At 35.9% G+C, this 14,772-nt stretch carries 10 protein-coding genes; 6 read left to right on the top strand and 4 right to left on the bottom strand.

The features are described 5' to 3' along the window. Nucleotides 1–84: 84 nt before the first annotated feature. From porK to porN, 4 genes are all read left to right on the top strand, one after another. Nucleotides 85–1,227 carry a T9SS ring complex lipoprotein PorK/GldK gene (porK, locus tag VB248_RS00915; protein WP_323294849.1) on the top strand — a complete coding sequence of 381 codons (1,143 nt, stop codon included), beginning with the start codon at nucleotides 85–87 and terminating at the stop codon, nucleotides 1,225–1,227. Nucleotides 1,228–1,367: 140 nt separating this feature from the next. Continuing rightward, a complete protein-coding gene (gene porL / locus VB248_RS00910) occupies nucleotides 1,368–2,156 on the top strand; it encodes a type IX secretion system motor protein PorL/GldL (protein ID WP_323294848.1) in 789 nt (262 codons plus the stop codon). Between the two features lie 77 nt (nucleotides 2,157–2,233). Continuing rightward, nucleotides 2,234–3,811: a type IX secretion system motor protein PorM/GldM gene (porM, locus tag VB248_RS00905; RefSeq protein WP_323294847.1), complete on the top strand. Its 1,578-nt coding sequence runs from the start codon at nucleotides 2,234–2,236 to the stop codon at nucleotides 3,809–3,811. A 121-nt stretch (nucleotides 3,812–3,932) separates the two neighbouring features. Beyond that, the gene (porN, locus tag VB248_RS00900) at nucleotides 3,933–4,826 is read left to right on the top strand and encodes a type IX secretion system ring subunit PorN/GldN (protein WP_323294846.1); all 894 of its coding nucleotides are present in this window, start codon (nucleotides 3,933–3,935) and stop codon (nucleotides 4,824–4,826) included. Between the two features lie 73 nt (nucleotides 4,827–4,899). On the opposite strand, the gene xylA is transcribed toward porN, so the two are convergent. Continuing rightward, the gene (gene xylA / locus VB248_RS00895; RefSeq protein ID WP_323294845.1) at nucleotides 4,900–6,231 is read right to left on the bottom strand and encodes a xylose isomerase; all 1,332 of its coding nucleotides are present in this window, start codon (nucleotides 6,229–6,231) and stop codon (nucleotides 4,900–4,902) included. Between the two features lie 556 nt (nucleotides 6,232–6,787). Here xylA and VB248_RS00890 point away from each other — a divergent pair. Together VB248_RS00890 and VB248_RS00885 are read left to right on the top strand one after the other, a co-directional pair. Continuing rightward, the gene (locus VB248_RS00890) at nucleotides 6,788–7,552 is read left to right on the top strand and encodes a polyprenol monophosphomannose synthase (RefSeq protein WP_323294844.1); all 765 of its coding nucleotides are present in this window, start codon (nucleotides 6,788–6,790) and stop codon (nucleotides 7,550–7,552) included. Between the two features lie 103 nt (nucleotides 7,553–7,655). Further along, nucleotides 7,656–8,198, top strand: a complete 543-nt coding sequence (locus VB248_RS00885; protein WP_323294843.1) for a CopD family protein — start codon at nucleotides 7,656–7,658, stop codon at nucleotides 8,196–8,198. A gap of 18 nt (nucleotides 8,199–8,216) precedes the next feature. Here the strand turns inward: VB248_RS00885 and VB248_RS00880 are convergent, their stop codons facing one another. From VB248_RS00880 to VB248_RS00870, 3 genes are all read right to left on the bottom strand, one after another. Continuing rightward, nucleotides 8,217–9,557 (bottom strand): transposase, encoded by a 1,341-nt coding sequence (locus VB248_RS00880; RefSeq protein WP_323294842.1) that lies wholly within the window; start codon nucleotides 9,555–9,557, stop codon nucleotides 8,217–8,219. A gap of 115 nt (nucleotides 9,558–9,672) precedes the next feature. After that, nucleotides 9,673–11,415: a RagB/SusD family nutrient uptake outer membrane protein gene (locus tag VB248_RS00875; RefSeq protein WP_323294841.1), complete on the bottom strand. Its 1,743-nt coding sequence runs from the start codon at nucleotides 11,413–11,415 to the stop codon at nucleotides 9,673–9,675. 119 nt (nucleotides 11,416–11,534) lie between these two features. Then, nucleotides 11,535–14,726, bottom strand: a complete 3,192-nt coding sequence (locus VB248_RS00870; protein WP_323294840.1) for a SusC/RagA family TonB-linked outer membrane protein — start codon at nucleotides 14,724–14,726, stop codon at nucleotides 11,535–11,537. Nucleotides 14,727–14,772 lie beyond the last annotated feature (46 nt).

Here is a 14,772-nt window from a genome sequence, read left to right as displayed (position 1 = left end):
AAGTATTCTTAGAAGCCAATTTATATTTCAAGAAATAATTACCTTATTTTATTTACAGGTATCAATAAAACAAGTTAGGACACTATGAACCACAGTGGAATTTACAGGAAAATATTTTTACTACTTTTAGTGGCTTCTTCTACGCTATTACTTGATAGTTGTAGTACTGGTGGCAGTAAAGGCAAAACCAGTAGTACGAAATCGAGAAGTAGTAGAGGTCGTGCTGAACAAGCTTCAAAGGGTAAAAACAGTAAACGTAGAAGCAACAAAAAAGAAGACGTAGGGATTGTTAATGGCGAAATTGCCGCTACAAGCCGTAAAGGATGGAAACAGACTACTCCACTGGGAATGGTTTTAATCCCTGCTGGCTCATATATGATGGGGCAAGCTGATGAGGATATTGCTTCAACGGCTGTTGGATTCAACAAAAGAGTAACTGTTGTTCAATTTTATATGGACGATACAGAGATTACCAATCATGAGTATCGCCAATTTACTAATGTATTGCTTACAGACTCTATTTCTGTCTTGGGCGAAGAAAAAGTACTTTCTGAATATTATCCTGACACTACTGTATGGAGTAAAGACTTTACCTATCACAACGGAGATCCTATGACTGAATACTACTTCTCAAGCCCTGCTTTTGATATGTATCCAGTAGTTGGCGTAAGTTGGATTGCTGCAAGATATTTCTGTGATTGGAGAACAAAGGCTTATAACGATTACAGAATTTCTGAAGGAATGTATCTTTCTCCACGTTTCCGTTTGCCATCAGAGGCTGAATGGGAATGGGCTGCTCGTGGTGGCAAAGCTTCTGCTAAATATCCTTGGGGTAACCCTTACATAGCTAATGGCAAAGGTTGCTTATTAGCGAACTTCAAACCTCACAGAGGAAATTACGATGCAGATGGTTATGCTTACACTGCTCCTGCTAACCAGTTTAACCCAAATGATTACGGTCTTTACAACATGGCTGGTAACGTAGCTGAATGGTGTCTGGATGCTTATGCAGATAATGCTGTGGCTATCACTTGGGACTTAAATACCATGAATGATGACAAAGACGAGCCTCGTAAAGTAATTCGTGGTGGTTCATGGAAAGACGTTGCCTATTTTTTAGAAACAGGTACACGTTCGTATGAATATGAAACAAAAAAACGCTCTTATATCGGATTTAGATGCGCAATGAACCATTTGGGTCGCTCATCAGGTAAAGAATTTAGATAAAATATCGCTTTTAAAAAATCGTAGGCGAGGGAATCCAGTCTTAACACGACAAAGTTCTCTCGCTTCATTTTAATAATAATTATTCCAAAACATAAAATCATTCTCCTTTAACATTACACTCAAAATCATTACAAAAACAAATGGAAAGAATTATTAACATTATCGCCAGCTTTGGAGCAGCAGTAGTTATCGTTGGAGCTTTATTTAAAATTTTACACTGGAACTTCGCCAATGAAATGTTAATGGTGGGGATGTTTACAGAAGCTGGTATCTTTATTTTATTCGGCTTTTTGTATATTACAATAAAACCAGAAAAGCATTATGAGTGGGAAAAAGTATATCCTGAATTAGCAAATGACTATAAAGGTGAATTACCTAAAAGAAGTGTATCAACACCAAGTGCTGGCGTTGGTCTTACAGCTAAGATGGATGAGATGTTGGCTAATGCAAAAATTACTCCTGATGTTTTTGAAAACTTAGGAAAAGGCATGAAATCATTAACAGATACTGTTTCTAAAATAGGTACAATTACCGATGCTACAATCGCTACAAGTGAATATGCTAAAAATGTAAAAGTTGCCGCTGGAACATTAACAGAAATCAACAAAGCTTACGGTGTAACATTAAATGCTGTGGCTGAAATGGCAAATGTTACTCAAGATTCAAAAGAATATCGTGTACAATTCCAAAAAGTAACTCAAAATTTAGGTGCATTAAACGCTGTATATGAATTAGAATTACAAGATACCAATAAACACCTTAAAGTAATGAACGCATTCTACGGTAACTTAACCGTTGCTATGGAAAACATGGCAGATGCAAGTAAGGATACACAACAGTTTAAGCAAGAATTAGCGAAATTGACGACTAATTTAACTTCATTAAACAATGTTTATGGAAGTATGTTATCGGCAATGAAAGGAAACTAATTTAAGTTAAATAGCATCATTATTTTACTTAAAAACTTAAACTAAAAATCCTATAAGTACATAAGAAAATGGCTGGAATGAAAGAAACGCCCCGTCAGAAGATGATTGGGATGATGTATTTAGTGCTTACAGCCTTACTTGCATTACAAGTAAGCGATGCACTTTTACAAAAATTTGTATTACTCAATAATAGCTTAGAAGCGGCAAACAGTTCAGCCGTGCAAAAAAATAACCAAACTGTTGAAGGGATTAAAGCAAAAGTAAACGACTCGCCAAATCCTGCTCAATACGCTGATATTATTAGACAAGCTTCAGAAGTACGTAAATTATCAGACGCAATGGTTAGCGAACTTGATAATTTAAAGAGTGTCATTATTGAAAAATCAGGCGGTGTTGACCCTGAAACTGGTACTTTAGTAGGAATGAAAGAAACCGAAAAAGTATATGAGGTAATGATTGGTGGCAAAAAAGATGGTTTGGCTTATGACTTAAAAACTAAGCTTGACAATTTTGTAATTAAAATATCATCATACAGTGATAAAAGTACAAAATTTACGCCACTTGCTCTTTCTGGAAGCGAAGACCCTGCCGTTGCTAAAGACGCAAATAACAAAAACAAAGATTTCGCTGAGTTAAACTTTGCCGAAACACCAGTACCAGCTGCTTTGGCAACACTAAGCCAAAAACAATCAGAGGTTCGTCGTTATGAAAGTACTGTTTTAGGTCAGTTAGCTGAAAAAGTAGGTATTAAAGACATCAAGTTTGATAAAATCTTAGCAATGGTTTCAGCTAAATCAAACACTGTTGTTGCTGGTATGGATTATGAAGCTGAAATGTTTATTGCAGCTTATTCAAGTGGAATTACGCCAAGAATGAGCTTTAATGGTACTGGAGTTCCTGTAAGAGATGGTAAAGGTCAAATTAAGTTCAAAGCTCAAGGTGGACAGTACGATAGCCGTGGACTTTCAAGAAAAACTTATACCGCAAGTATCTCTTTCAATGGTCCAAACGGTCCTGAAACAAGAACTTTAGACCAAGAATACTTTGTATTGAAACCAACCTATAATATCGAAGCAGGAAGTTTACCTCCTTTATATTTAGGTTGTGCTAATAAATTAAGTATTGTTAGCCCAGGCTTAGGAGCTTTATGGCAACCAAGCTTTAGTGCCAACGGTGCAGAAGTAATCTCAGCAGGTGGCGGAAAAGTAACCGTAGTACCAAGTTCTGCTTCGGTGGAATTGAATGTAACTAACGGTGGAATACTTTTAGGGACTGAGAAATTTAGAGTAAGAAAAGTACCAAGACCAGATGTGAAAATCTTTGGCGGTGGTGGTGAATTAGATGAAAAACGTGGAGCAAGTGCTTCTGGTTTAAGGAGTGTTGAAGCTCGTGCTATTGCTGACGAATCATTCAAAGCAACCAATCCTGAAGATGCTCAATATCGTGTTTCTGAAATTTATGTAGCCTTAGCAAGAGGTTCTAAAAAAATATCTGATATTACTTTACCTGGAGGTGGAAGTATTAGTTCTTTAGCACAAAATGCACAAGCTGGAGACCGTTATTATATTGAAATTAGAGGTGTTCAAAGAAAGAACTTTAAAGGCGTTGTGGAAAATATTCCTTTCCAAATGATTAAAAATATTCCTTTGAATTAAACTATATTTTGAATCACGGAAAATAGAAATACCTACTTTTCGTTATTCAAAGCATGAAACTATAAGTTTACAAGCATTTGATAATCAGTTTAGTGCAATACTTATATTGACAAATAATGTTATGAAAAATTTCATCAAAATTACTGGAGTTCTTCTTTTTTCAGTTGTGTCTTCAACGATGGTTTCGGCACAAGAAAGAGATACTAAAGGCAAAAATCCAGATTCAGTTCGTCCAATAGATGAATCCAATATTATGTGGAAAATGCGTCTTTGGAGAAGAATGGATTTGAATGAAAAACAAAATCAGCCTTTTTTCTCAAAAGGAAATGAAATTACCAAATATTTAATGGAGTGGGTACAAAGTGGGGTATTAACTCCATACAGAAATGACTCATTGAAAACTAAAATTTCTAAAGAAGAATTCTTAAGAAATTTAGTAGTAGAAAATGCTGGTAGTAACGAAGAACTATCTGATGCTGAAAAGGCTGCTGGTTTTGGGGCTGAAACTTCTGCTGCAAGTGGTGCTGATGATGGATGGGGAGATACTAAACCTGCCGCTGGTGGTGCTAAAACCCCTGCAAAAACAAGTACTGTAACAGGAGATTTGTATTATCCTAAAGAGCTTTCTATCTTAGAAATCAAAGAAGATGCTATTTTTGATAAGCAACGCTCAAGATTGTATTATGATATTCAGGCAATCACAATTATCATTCCAGCCAACAAAACTGCTGCTGGATTTGATAAAACCGTTGCTTCATTCAAATATAAAGATTTAGATAAGCTTTTCCGTAGCAATCCGAACTGTATTTGGTATAATACACAGAACGAAGCACAACACAAAAACATGGCAGATGCCTTCGATTTACGTTTACAGCATGCTCGTTTAATCAAAAAAGGAAACCCAGAAGATAAAAGTTTAGATGAAATTTATGGTAGCGAAAAGCAGGGGCTTATTCAATCTCAGCAATTAGAGTATCGTATTATGGAAATGGAACATAACCTTTGGGAATACTAATCCAATAAGGCTTTTATAAAAAAAGGAGAAAATCATTAAGATTTTCTCCTTTTTTTATAAGTATCAATGAATTCTAAATGAATTGATTGATAATATTTTCAAATAACTCTTGCTTACCGCTCGTTACTTTAGGCTCTCCTACTTCAAAAGCATAGTTTCTTAAATCTTCTAAAGTTAATTTTCCAGCCTCGTATTCAGCACCTTTTCCAGCATCAAAAGAAGCGTAACGGTCTTTACGTAATTTCTTATAAGAAGATTTTTGTAAGATATTATCAGCAATCACCAATGCACGAGCAAAAGCGTCCATACCTCCAATATGAGCTAAGAAAATATCATCTAAATCAGTTGAATTACGACGAGTTTTAGCATCAAAGTTGATACCTCCTTGAGTAATTCCTCCAGCTTCCAATATAATAAGCATAGACTCAGCCAATTCATTCAAATTAGTTGGGAATTGGTCTGTATCCCATCCGTTTTGATAGTCACCACGGTTGGCATCCATACTTCCTAACATATTGTTATCAGCAGCTACTTGCAATTCGTGTTGGAAAGTATGACCCGCCAAAGTAGCGTGGTTTACTTCTAAATTCAACATGAAATCATTTTCTAAACCGTATTCTTTCAAGAAACCGATTACTGTCGCTGAGTCAAAATCGTATTGGTGTTTAGTAGGCTCACAAGGTTTTGGTTCGATAAAGAATTTACCAGTAAAGCCATTTTTACGTGCATAGTCACGAGCAATTGTAAGGAACTGACCCAAATGAGCTAACTCACGTTTCATATCAGTATTCAACAAAGTCATATATCCTTCACGACCACCCCAGAATACGTAGTTTTCACCGCCTAAAGCAATGGTAGCATCAATCGCATTTTTTACTTGAGTTCCTGCATGAGCTAACACTGAAAAATCAGGGTTAGTAGATGCACCATTCATGTAACGAGGATTTGAGAAAACATTGGCAGTTCCCCATAATAATTTCACACCACTTGCAGCTTGTTTTTGCTTTGCATAGTCAACAATCGCTTGCATATTGCTTTCATATTCAGCTAATGAACTTCCTTCATCTACTAAATCAATATCATGAAAACAGTAATATGGAGCACCGATTTTTGTGATAAATTCAAAAGCGGCATCCATTTTATCTTTTGCTCTACCTACAATTTCGTTTTTAGCATCCCATGGAAAAACCTTTGTACCCGGACCAAAAGGGTCAGCACCAGTTCCACAGAATGTGTGCCAATAAGCAATGGCAAAACGCATTTGCTCTTTCATTGTTTTACCAGCCACAATACGGTTTTCATCATACCATTTGAAAGCTAATGGGTTATCTGATTCTCTTCCTTCAAATTGAATTTTACCTATTCCTGCAAAATACTCTTTGTCGCCTAATGTGATATTTGCCATTGTTTGTAATATTGATTGTTTAATTAATTCTTACAATTGTGTTCTATACTGTTCTATAAATTTAATGCAAAAATACCATTCCATCTATGAAAGACAAAAAAAATATCCATTTTATTTAGATTATTTTTATGAGTTTTTCTAAAAGGTTCTTTTTTACAATTTAAAATATCAAAACTACGTTAGTAAACAACGACTAAAGTCTTTAGAATATAAGCGTAAGTACTGATTACCAGCAAATTACTTCTCGGATACTTATTACTATCAAATAGTTGTTCTTCAATCAATATGTATTTAATAAAGGCAAAGAGGAAAGACAATGTTCGGAATTCTCAAAGTCGGACTTGTTAATTAATCATCTCTATTTAATCATTTATCGTATAAGGAATTATGTAAAAAGAGATAAAGTACAACTTTTAAGAATTTGCTCAAATATCAAAGAAGTATTCAGATAAACACGCTTGATTTAAACTATGTTTGCTTTTAGCAAGGCTAATAAATGATATAGTTTTTCGTAACTTTGTTAAATTTTAAAAACAATTTTCCCAAAAATTCAAAAATGATCTCTCGTCTTGTAATAATACCGACATACAACGAAATAGAAAACATTGAATCCATTGTACGTAAAGTAATGAGTCTTGAACCAAGTTTTGATTTACTTATCGTTGATGATGGCTCCCCAGACGGTACAGGACAAAAAGTAAAAGAACTGCAAGCTGAGTTTGGGAAAAGTCGTTTGCATTTACAAGAACGTAAAGGAAAATTAGGATTAGGTACAGCTTATATTCATGGGTTTAAGTATGCTCTTGCACATGGCTATGAGTATATTTTTGAGATGGATGCCGATTTTTCTCATAATCCAGAAGACTTAGTAAAGCTCTATAATACGTGTGTTTTAGACGGTTCTGATGTCGCAATAGGTTCACGGTATATTAGCGGTGTAAACGTCGTAAATTGGCCAATGGGAAGAGTTTTAATGTCATATTTCGCAGGCTATTATGTTCGCTTCATTACAGGAATGCCCATCATGGACGTAACGGCGGGCTTCAAATGCTACAACGCCAAAGTACTTGAAACAATCAAATTAGATAGTATCAAATTTGTAGGCTACGCTTTTCAAGTAGAAATGAAATTTACAGCTTGGAAATATGGTTTTAAAATTACCGAAGTACCTATCATTTTTACTGATAGAACTAAAGGCGTTTCAAAAATGTCAGCACATATTTTTAAAGAGGCTATTTTAGGAGTAATTCAAATGAAAGTATATAGTTTTTTCAAAAAGTATCATCGTGTTTACGAGCCAGAACTTTTAGAAATCACATAAGTAAGAGTTGTGAATTTTGAGTGATGAGTGTTGAGTTTAAAATGCTGACATTTAAACTTTAATTAACACTCATAGTTTATTTTACATCAACTAACTAACATTTATGGAATACAATCATATCAAAGCCATACATATCATCTTTGTAACAAGCTGGTTTGCTGGTTTATTCTATTTACCACGACTTTTTGTATATCATACCGAAGCCAACAATAAACCAGAAGCCGAAAGAATTATCCTCCAGAACGAGTACAAACGAATGCAAAAGGTATTATTCAATGCCATTATGATTCCAGCCATGTGGCTTACTGTACTCTCAGGTATTACAATGATTTACTGGACTTGGTGGGATAGTTTCGCTTCGCACAGTTGGCTACATTTAAAATTAGCCTTTATTGTAGGATTAATTATTTATCACTTCTATTGTAGGAAATTAATCCTTGAACTTAGAAAAGACCACTTTAGATTTACAGGATTTCAGTTAAGGTTATACAATGAAATTGCTACTATTTTCTTATTTGCAATTGTTTTTTTAGTAGTACTTAAAAATGCCATAGATTGGATTTGGGGAATCGTTGGATTGGTATTATTTGCAGTAATCATTATGACAGCAGTGAGAATCGTAAAATCTACCAGAGAAAAGAAGTAAAATATCAATAAACATGAGTCATCCCGAATTTTGGGCAAAGCTTATCCATAGGATATTGTAAATGGCTATTCTTAATCTGTAAATCGGTATCGAAGTACTTCGGTACCGATTTCCTGTTCTATGACACCATTGTTTTAATACTAATTGAATCCAATTTCCCCAATTGTTAATCAGATTCATCATGAAGTCGTAAATAAGTGCTACGATTCCAAGCAGCTTACATGTATTCTCAAAAAACCATAGTCTTGGAGACTCAATGGCTAATTCTGTTTTACAAAATCTAAAGGTCTGTTCTATAGACCATCTGTGCATATAGGAATGACACATTTCCCATGCTTTTTCGATATTCTCAATTTGAATTGAAGTAAGTAGATACAAAGGAGATTGATGATTTTTCCTATCTCTAACAATCACTAAAGACAAAGGAAGTTCTTCAAAATCAGGATGTTGTACCTCTGCCCATGCGATAGAAATACTCTTGGCTATTTTACGTTGGTTATCAAATACAATCTTACGATGTTTAGCTTTGAAGGAACGAGCGAGTAAATGTGTCTTCTTTTTACCTTTATCAGCATGAATAAGTAGATGATTTTTCTTCCAACGAACTAAAAAATCTTGTTTAAAGTGCGTAAACCACTCGATAGTCCAAGCATTTGCATAACCTCTATCAAGTACATGTAAAACACCATTACCAATAGATTTATGCAATTTTTCCAGCATCCTAAAAATAATATTACTACCGTGTTCTTTGTACTTTCCTCTGGTAGTCCACCATGACATTTGACAAACACTTGGAGCTTCACCCAAAGCTGAAAGTAAGGTAGCAGTCCAGCGATAACCTGGCACACAGATACGACTTACGGGTGGACGATAAAATCCTTTCTTGACTTTTGTCAGACGTTTTGCTTTACTACTTTCTACACTGCATAGTCCCTCAGTAAACCAGCTCTCATGTTTCTCAATTTTACTATCGTCCCATATTAACAAGGGACGTTTTCCTATTTGGATTAGTTGTTCAATGCGTTTTTTACTGCGAGCAAATAGAAAATCATCAATCACAGTAGCTGTCCATTTCTTTGAACGTAGAAGGTTACTGATACGTTTTGTTCCAGCTGGAGCATGATTGAATCCACAAATAAAGCCTCCTAACTCACTCAGAAGCAACCCAATAGAGCGATTCCTGTTCAGAAGAATAGCAACAAATAGATTATAGAAAGTCTCAACAAGACGTTTGTCAAGAAGATTGTCTAAAGTAAGCTGTAAATCAGAAAGGTAAACAGCTATTTTTTTAAGAAGAAAAGAAGAAGCATTTGCTTTTTTTGTAAAACTATCGTTTTTTTGTAGATGTGCCTTGGGCATAATAAAACCTCCTGTTTTTTGTGTTTGTCGTAATTCACAAAATAAACAAGGAGGTTTTTATTTGTCAAGTCATACCCAAAATTCGGGATGACTCATGTTACTTACAAAACGAATATTAATATCCAGGATTTTGTGTTAAAATATCTTTTCCTTGAATATCAATTTGGTTTTGTGGAATTGGTAAATATTCGCTCTTTCCAGCTGTAAATTTAGCACCACCAAACATTGTACTTAATAACTTACTTTCGTTAGCTAAATAAGCATTAAGTGTTGGTTCAGCAATACCCCAACGAACTAAGTCGAAGAAACGATGACCTTCACCTGAAAGCTCTAATCTACGTTCAAAACGAACAGCAGCACGAGCAACAGCTTTATCAGTCCATGGAGTATTATATGTACTAATTACATAATTTGCAGCAGGATTTCCATTCTTAGTAACCCAAGAAGCTTTATTAGCAGCTCTTGCACGTACCATATTTACATACTCTTGAGCTTTAGCTAAAGAACCAACTTCAACTTCTGCCTCAGCAGCTAATAACAATACATCAGCAAAACGGATAATTGTATAGTTCATTACTGAATAACCTCTTGTCCAACCACTACCATCTGTTAATGTATTTTCTTGAGACTTGTAATAAACATATTTCTTAGTTGAATATGGACCAGAGTAAGGTTGTGAACGAATCCAATCTTTACCTGGGTGATCTCTCCAGTCTAAATAAGGAATACCACGACGACCTACTGAGTGGTCTAAGCGAGGGTCAAGGTTTCCAGCATCAGGAGTGAAAGCATCTTTAGATTCAACACCGTAATCATGCTTAACTGCATTTGTAGCACTGTTGTATGAATTATCTAATAATGGTAATCCATTAGCATCTGTACGGAACGAGTTTACTAAGTCAAAGCTTGGAGCAAAGAAACCACAACAGTTACCAGGACCATCAGCACCAGTGTTGTAAGGGTAGTTCAATACGTCATAAGCGTTTGAGTTTTGAACATCACCAGTATTCATTGATGACTGAGTTGCAAAAATAGACTCTTCGTTGTTGTCATTAGCAGCATTGAAAATCTGAGCATACTGAGCTACTAAGCCATATTTTTTACCGTTAGTAGTTTTACCATTAGCAATTACTAAATCAAAAATTCCTTTTGCTTCAGTATATTTCTTTTGGAACAAATATGATTTACCTAACATAGAAGCAGCAGCCCATTTGTTAGCTCTACCAGCAGCTCCTTGAGTTTCAGGAAGGTTATCGTAAGCAAATTTGAAATCTGCTTCAATTTTTGGCCATAAATCTGCTTTGTTAGTAACTTTTTCAACACCTGAGCCATAATCAGTCGTTTCGTCGATATATGGGGTATTGTTGAATAATTTTTTCAATTCGAAATAGAAATAACCTCTAATGAAACGAGCTTCACCAATGATTCTTTTCTTATCAGCATCAGATAAAGCAGTAGATTTAGTTGCTAATCTAATTGTAGCATTACATCTACTGATACCTTCATACTTAGCATTCCAAGTACCGTTGATATCACCGATTGTCGAGTTACTCTCATAACGCTGAATTGGGTTGATGGTAGAGAAGTCACCTGGGTCAGTTCCTTTGTTTGCATCACCACCTAAGATACTTCCGAATACCCAGTTGTTAGGTCCTGCAACCTGTGTGTATCCTTTAGCAAGCATCATTGAATACGCACCAAGAAGTGTACCTTCAACACCCGCAGCACTTGTTAATTGAGCTTCTCCAAGTGAACCTGTTGGTAATACTTCGAGAAAGCTATCTTTACATGAGAAGGTAATTGACGCTACTGCCATAGTAGCTATCAACGTTTTTCTTATATTAATACCTGTTTTCATTGAAAATATTTTTTAATAGTTTCCTTTTATTGAAATGTTCAAATCATAGTACATGACATCAAATCCATGTTCAGTTTAAAACTCCATTAAATGAAGACCATTCTATTTAACTTATTTGATTAAAATGAAAGGTTCAAGCCCAAGTTGAAACCTCTTGTTACTGGATAGTTACCAACATCAATACCGAAGTTAGTATCAACTGCACCACCAACACCTGGGTCAATACCAGAATAACTTGTCATAGTGAATAAGTTTGTACCTGTTGCACTTACACGAGCTTTAGCGATACCTAATTTGTTCAACACAGACTTTGGTAAAGTATAACCAATTGTAAGGTTTGTCATTCTCAAGTATGAACCATCTTCAACGTACCATGAGTTTTCAGCACCACTTGTAGAGATGTTTGAAGCACTTTCCCAGATTGGAGCTTTAGCATTGTTACCCAAGGCAGAAGTCCATGAATCTTTAGCAAGTACACCTTTTCCTGAACCTTCAAATGTACCATAGAAACCTGTGAACCATTTAGACATGTTAAAGATTTTGTTACCCAATGAAGTATATAAGTAAGTTGAGAAATCCCAGTCACCATACTTCAATTCGATTGTTAAACCTCCTGTATAAACTGGAACTGGACTACCGATGAAAGTTCTATCATCTGGAGTAATTTTTCCATCACCATTTAAGTCAGCATATTTAAAACGACCTACACCTGCACCATCTTGAGTTGGAGAGTTTTTCACTTCTTCAGCACTGTTGAAGTATCCAATCATTTGGTATCCGAAGAAAGAAGAAATAGGTTGACCTACTGCGTTTCTGATTGGGTTGATACCACGATAAGCGTTTCCTGAGAAGTAAGTAATGTTTGGAGCTAAGTAAGTAATCTCGTTTTTCAAGAATGAACTGTTCCAAGTAATGTCATACTTCACTTTTTTCGATAAATAACCGTGGTTGATTAATTGAATATCAATACCTTGGTTACGCATACTTGCAATGTTTACAGATGGAGCAGAAGCACCTACACCTACAACACCTGGAAGTGGTACTGTATATAATAAGTCTTTAGTATCTTTTCTCCAAATATCAAATACTGCTTCTAATTTACCATTCAAGAATGTTGCATCAAAACCAATGTTTGTAGTTGTACTTGTTTCCCATTTAGCATCTGCGTTACCGATACGAGTTCTGTAATATCCTTCGTCAGCACCGTTGTTTGTACCTGAAATTGGATAGTATGAACTTCCTTTGCTTGAACCGAACAATGAATATTGGTTACTTGGGTCAACGTTGTTTGAGTTACCCATTTGTCCCCAACCACCACGGATTTTCAAATCTGAGATAAATGGAAGTTCTTTCATGAAGCTTTCGTTGCTTACACGCCAAGCTGCAGAGAACGCAGGGAATGTACCGAAACGGTTGTTAGCACCGAAACGAGAAGAACCATCACGACGAATCAACCCTGTAACGTAATATTTATCTTTGAAGCTATAATCAACTTTACTGAACAATGAGTAGAAGTTTACACCGCTAAATAAGTTTGAGTTTACTTGTGGGTTGTTTACTTTAGTCAAGTTCACATAGTCTAAGTCCATTGAGAATGGGTTGATACCAGAACCTGAAATGTTTCTACCTTTACCAGTATTCAAAGATTCGATACCAGCGAATGCAGTTACATTGTGGCTACCAACTTTCAATTTATATGACGCTGTATTTGAGAATACCCATGCAAATGAATAACCGCTACCTTCGTTGAAAGTGTTACTTGCTTCTGGCTCAGAGTCACCTAAATACTTGTAGTTGTAATCTTTATAAGCATAACCGTTATACTGTCCACCAATGCTTGAACGTAAAGTTAAATTAGCGATTGGATCAACTTCGATGTAAATGTTACCGAATCCGTTAGCGTTGAAGTTACCATCATTACTATTGTTCAATGTTAATCTTCTTACTGGGTTTCTTGGGTTGTTAAAACCACCCGCTTTAGTACTTGCATAGTTTCCTAATTCATCGAAAACAGGAATGATTGTTGGCATACGATAAGCACCTAAGATTTCAGATTCTGCATCAGCAATACCTAAACCGTTGTTACCACCTGCTTGACCTAATACCGAACGATAAGTAAACTGTAAGTTTTCACCAATTCTTACGTGTTTGCTCAAATCAAATTCTGAGTTTGCTCTGAAACTGTAACGTTTGAAACTGTTCGCAATCAAGATACCATCTTGTTGTTGAGCAGATAAACCAATGTAATAACGGCTCTCGTCTGTTCCACCGCTAATACCAAGGCTATGACGCATAATTGGAGCACTTCTGGTAATTTCTTTGTACCAGTTTGTTCCAGCCATGTTTGGCTTAATCAAGAATGTATTGTATGGGTCAGCAGCATAAGCAGCTCTGATAGCAGCCTCATCAACTGTTCCATAAACACCACTTTGACCATTTGCATACAAATAAGTAGGAATTGTAGCAGTTTCGCCATTACCATATTGTGGGTGTTTCAAACCGTTTGCCCATTGTACTGGGTTAGCAGTACGAGTGTAACCGTTAGCAATGTTGTTGTTGATTTGAGCAATTTTAGTATAATCTGCTTGCTCTTGAGGAGTCAACATTTTTGGAGCACCTGCTACGTTTGGATCAGTAACACCGTACAATCCGTCGTAAGTAACTTCCATCTTTCTTGCTTTCTTAGTGCCTTTTTTAGTAGTGTAAACGATTACACCGTTAGCAGCACGAGCACCATAGATTGAAGCTGCAGCAGCATCTTTCAATACTGTTGTTGACTCAATGTCATTTGGAGAAAGGAAATCAGTAGAACCTACAGGAACTCCATCAACTACATAAAGAGGTTCGTTACCACCTAAAGCTCCAAATCCACGAACACGGATAATTGAACTTGTACCTGGCTGACCGTTTGTAATTAATGTAACCCCAGAAACACGACCTTGAAGTTGTTGTTCTACGTTACCAGAAGGAGTAACTAATAAATCTTTTGCTTTAACTGTAGAAATCGCAGCAGTTGATTCTTTTTTGTTACTTGTTGCATAACCTGTTACTACAACCTCGTCAAGTGCAGAAACATCTTCTGCCAATTTAACTTCTACACTACTTTGTGAACCTACTTTAACTTCTGTGCTTTTGTAGCCAATTGCAGAAATTAATAACACGTCTTTACCTGATTTTAGATTGATAGCAAAACCACCATTCGCATCAGTCGATACACCTGTTTGGGTGCCCTTTAGAAGAACTGAGACTCCCGGAATTCCCTGACCATCCATGCCAGTAACTTTCCCAGTTACTCGTCTGTCTTGTGCCATTGTTAAGAACGTACTTAATAAAAATACGCACGACAAAAGCATACCC

It is taken from the genome of Arcicella rigui (assembly GCF_034929435.1).
Lineage (GTDB): Bacteria > Bacteroidota > Bacteroidia > Cytophagales > Spirosomataceae > Arcicella > Arcicella rigui.
The sequence above is the reverse complement of the archived record's forward strand: the minus strand, read 5'-3'. Positions and strand labels throughout refer to the sequence as shown.

Bases quoted from the DNA above. Each gene is read 5' to 3' on its own strand.
- porK (WP_323294849.1), top strand. From the start codon at position 85: ATGAACCACAGTGGAATTTACAGGAAAATATTTTTACTACTTTTAGTG.
- porL (WP_323294848.1), top strand. From the start codon at position 1,368: ATGGAAAGAATTATTAACATTATCGCCAGCTTTGGAGCAGCAGTAGTT.
- porM (WP_323294847.1), top strand. From the start codon at position 2,234: ATGAAAGAAACGCCCCGTCAGAAGATGATTGGGATGATGTATTTAGTG.
- porN (WP_323294846.1), top strand. From the start codon at position 3,933: ATGAAAAATTTCATCAAAATTACTGGAGTTCTTCTTTTTTCAGTTGTG.
- xylA (WP_323294845.1), bottom strand. From the start codon at position 6,231: ATGGCAAATATCACATTAGGCGACAAAGAGTATTTTGCAGGAATAGGT.
- VB248_RS00890 (WP_323294844.1), top strand. From the start codon at position 6,788: ATGATCTCTCGTCTTGTAATAATACCGACATACAACGAAATAGAAAAC.
- VB248_RS00885 (WP_323294843.1), top strand. From the start codon at position 7,656: ATGGAATACAATCATATCAAAGCCATACATATCATCTTTGTAACAAGC.
- VB248_RS00880 (WP_323294842.1), bottom strand. From the start codon at position 9,557: ATGCCCAAGGCACATCTACAAAAAAACGATAGTTTTACAAAAAAAGCA.
- VB248_RS00875 (WP_323294841.1), bottom strand. From the start codon at position 11,415: ATGAAAACAGGTATTAATATAAGAAAAACGTTGATAGCTACTATGGCA.
- VB248_RS00870 (WP_323294840.1), bottom strand. From the start codon at position 14,726: ATGGCACAAGACAGACGAGTAACTGGGAAAGTTACTGGCATGGATGGT.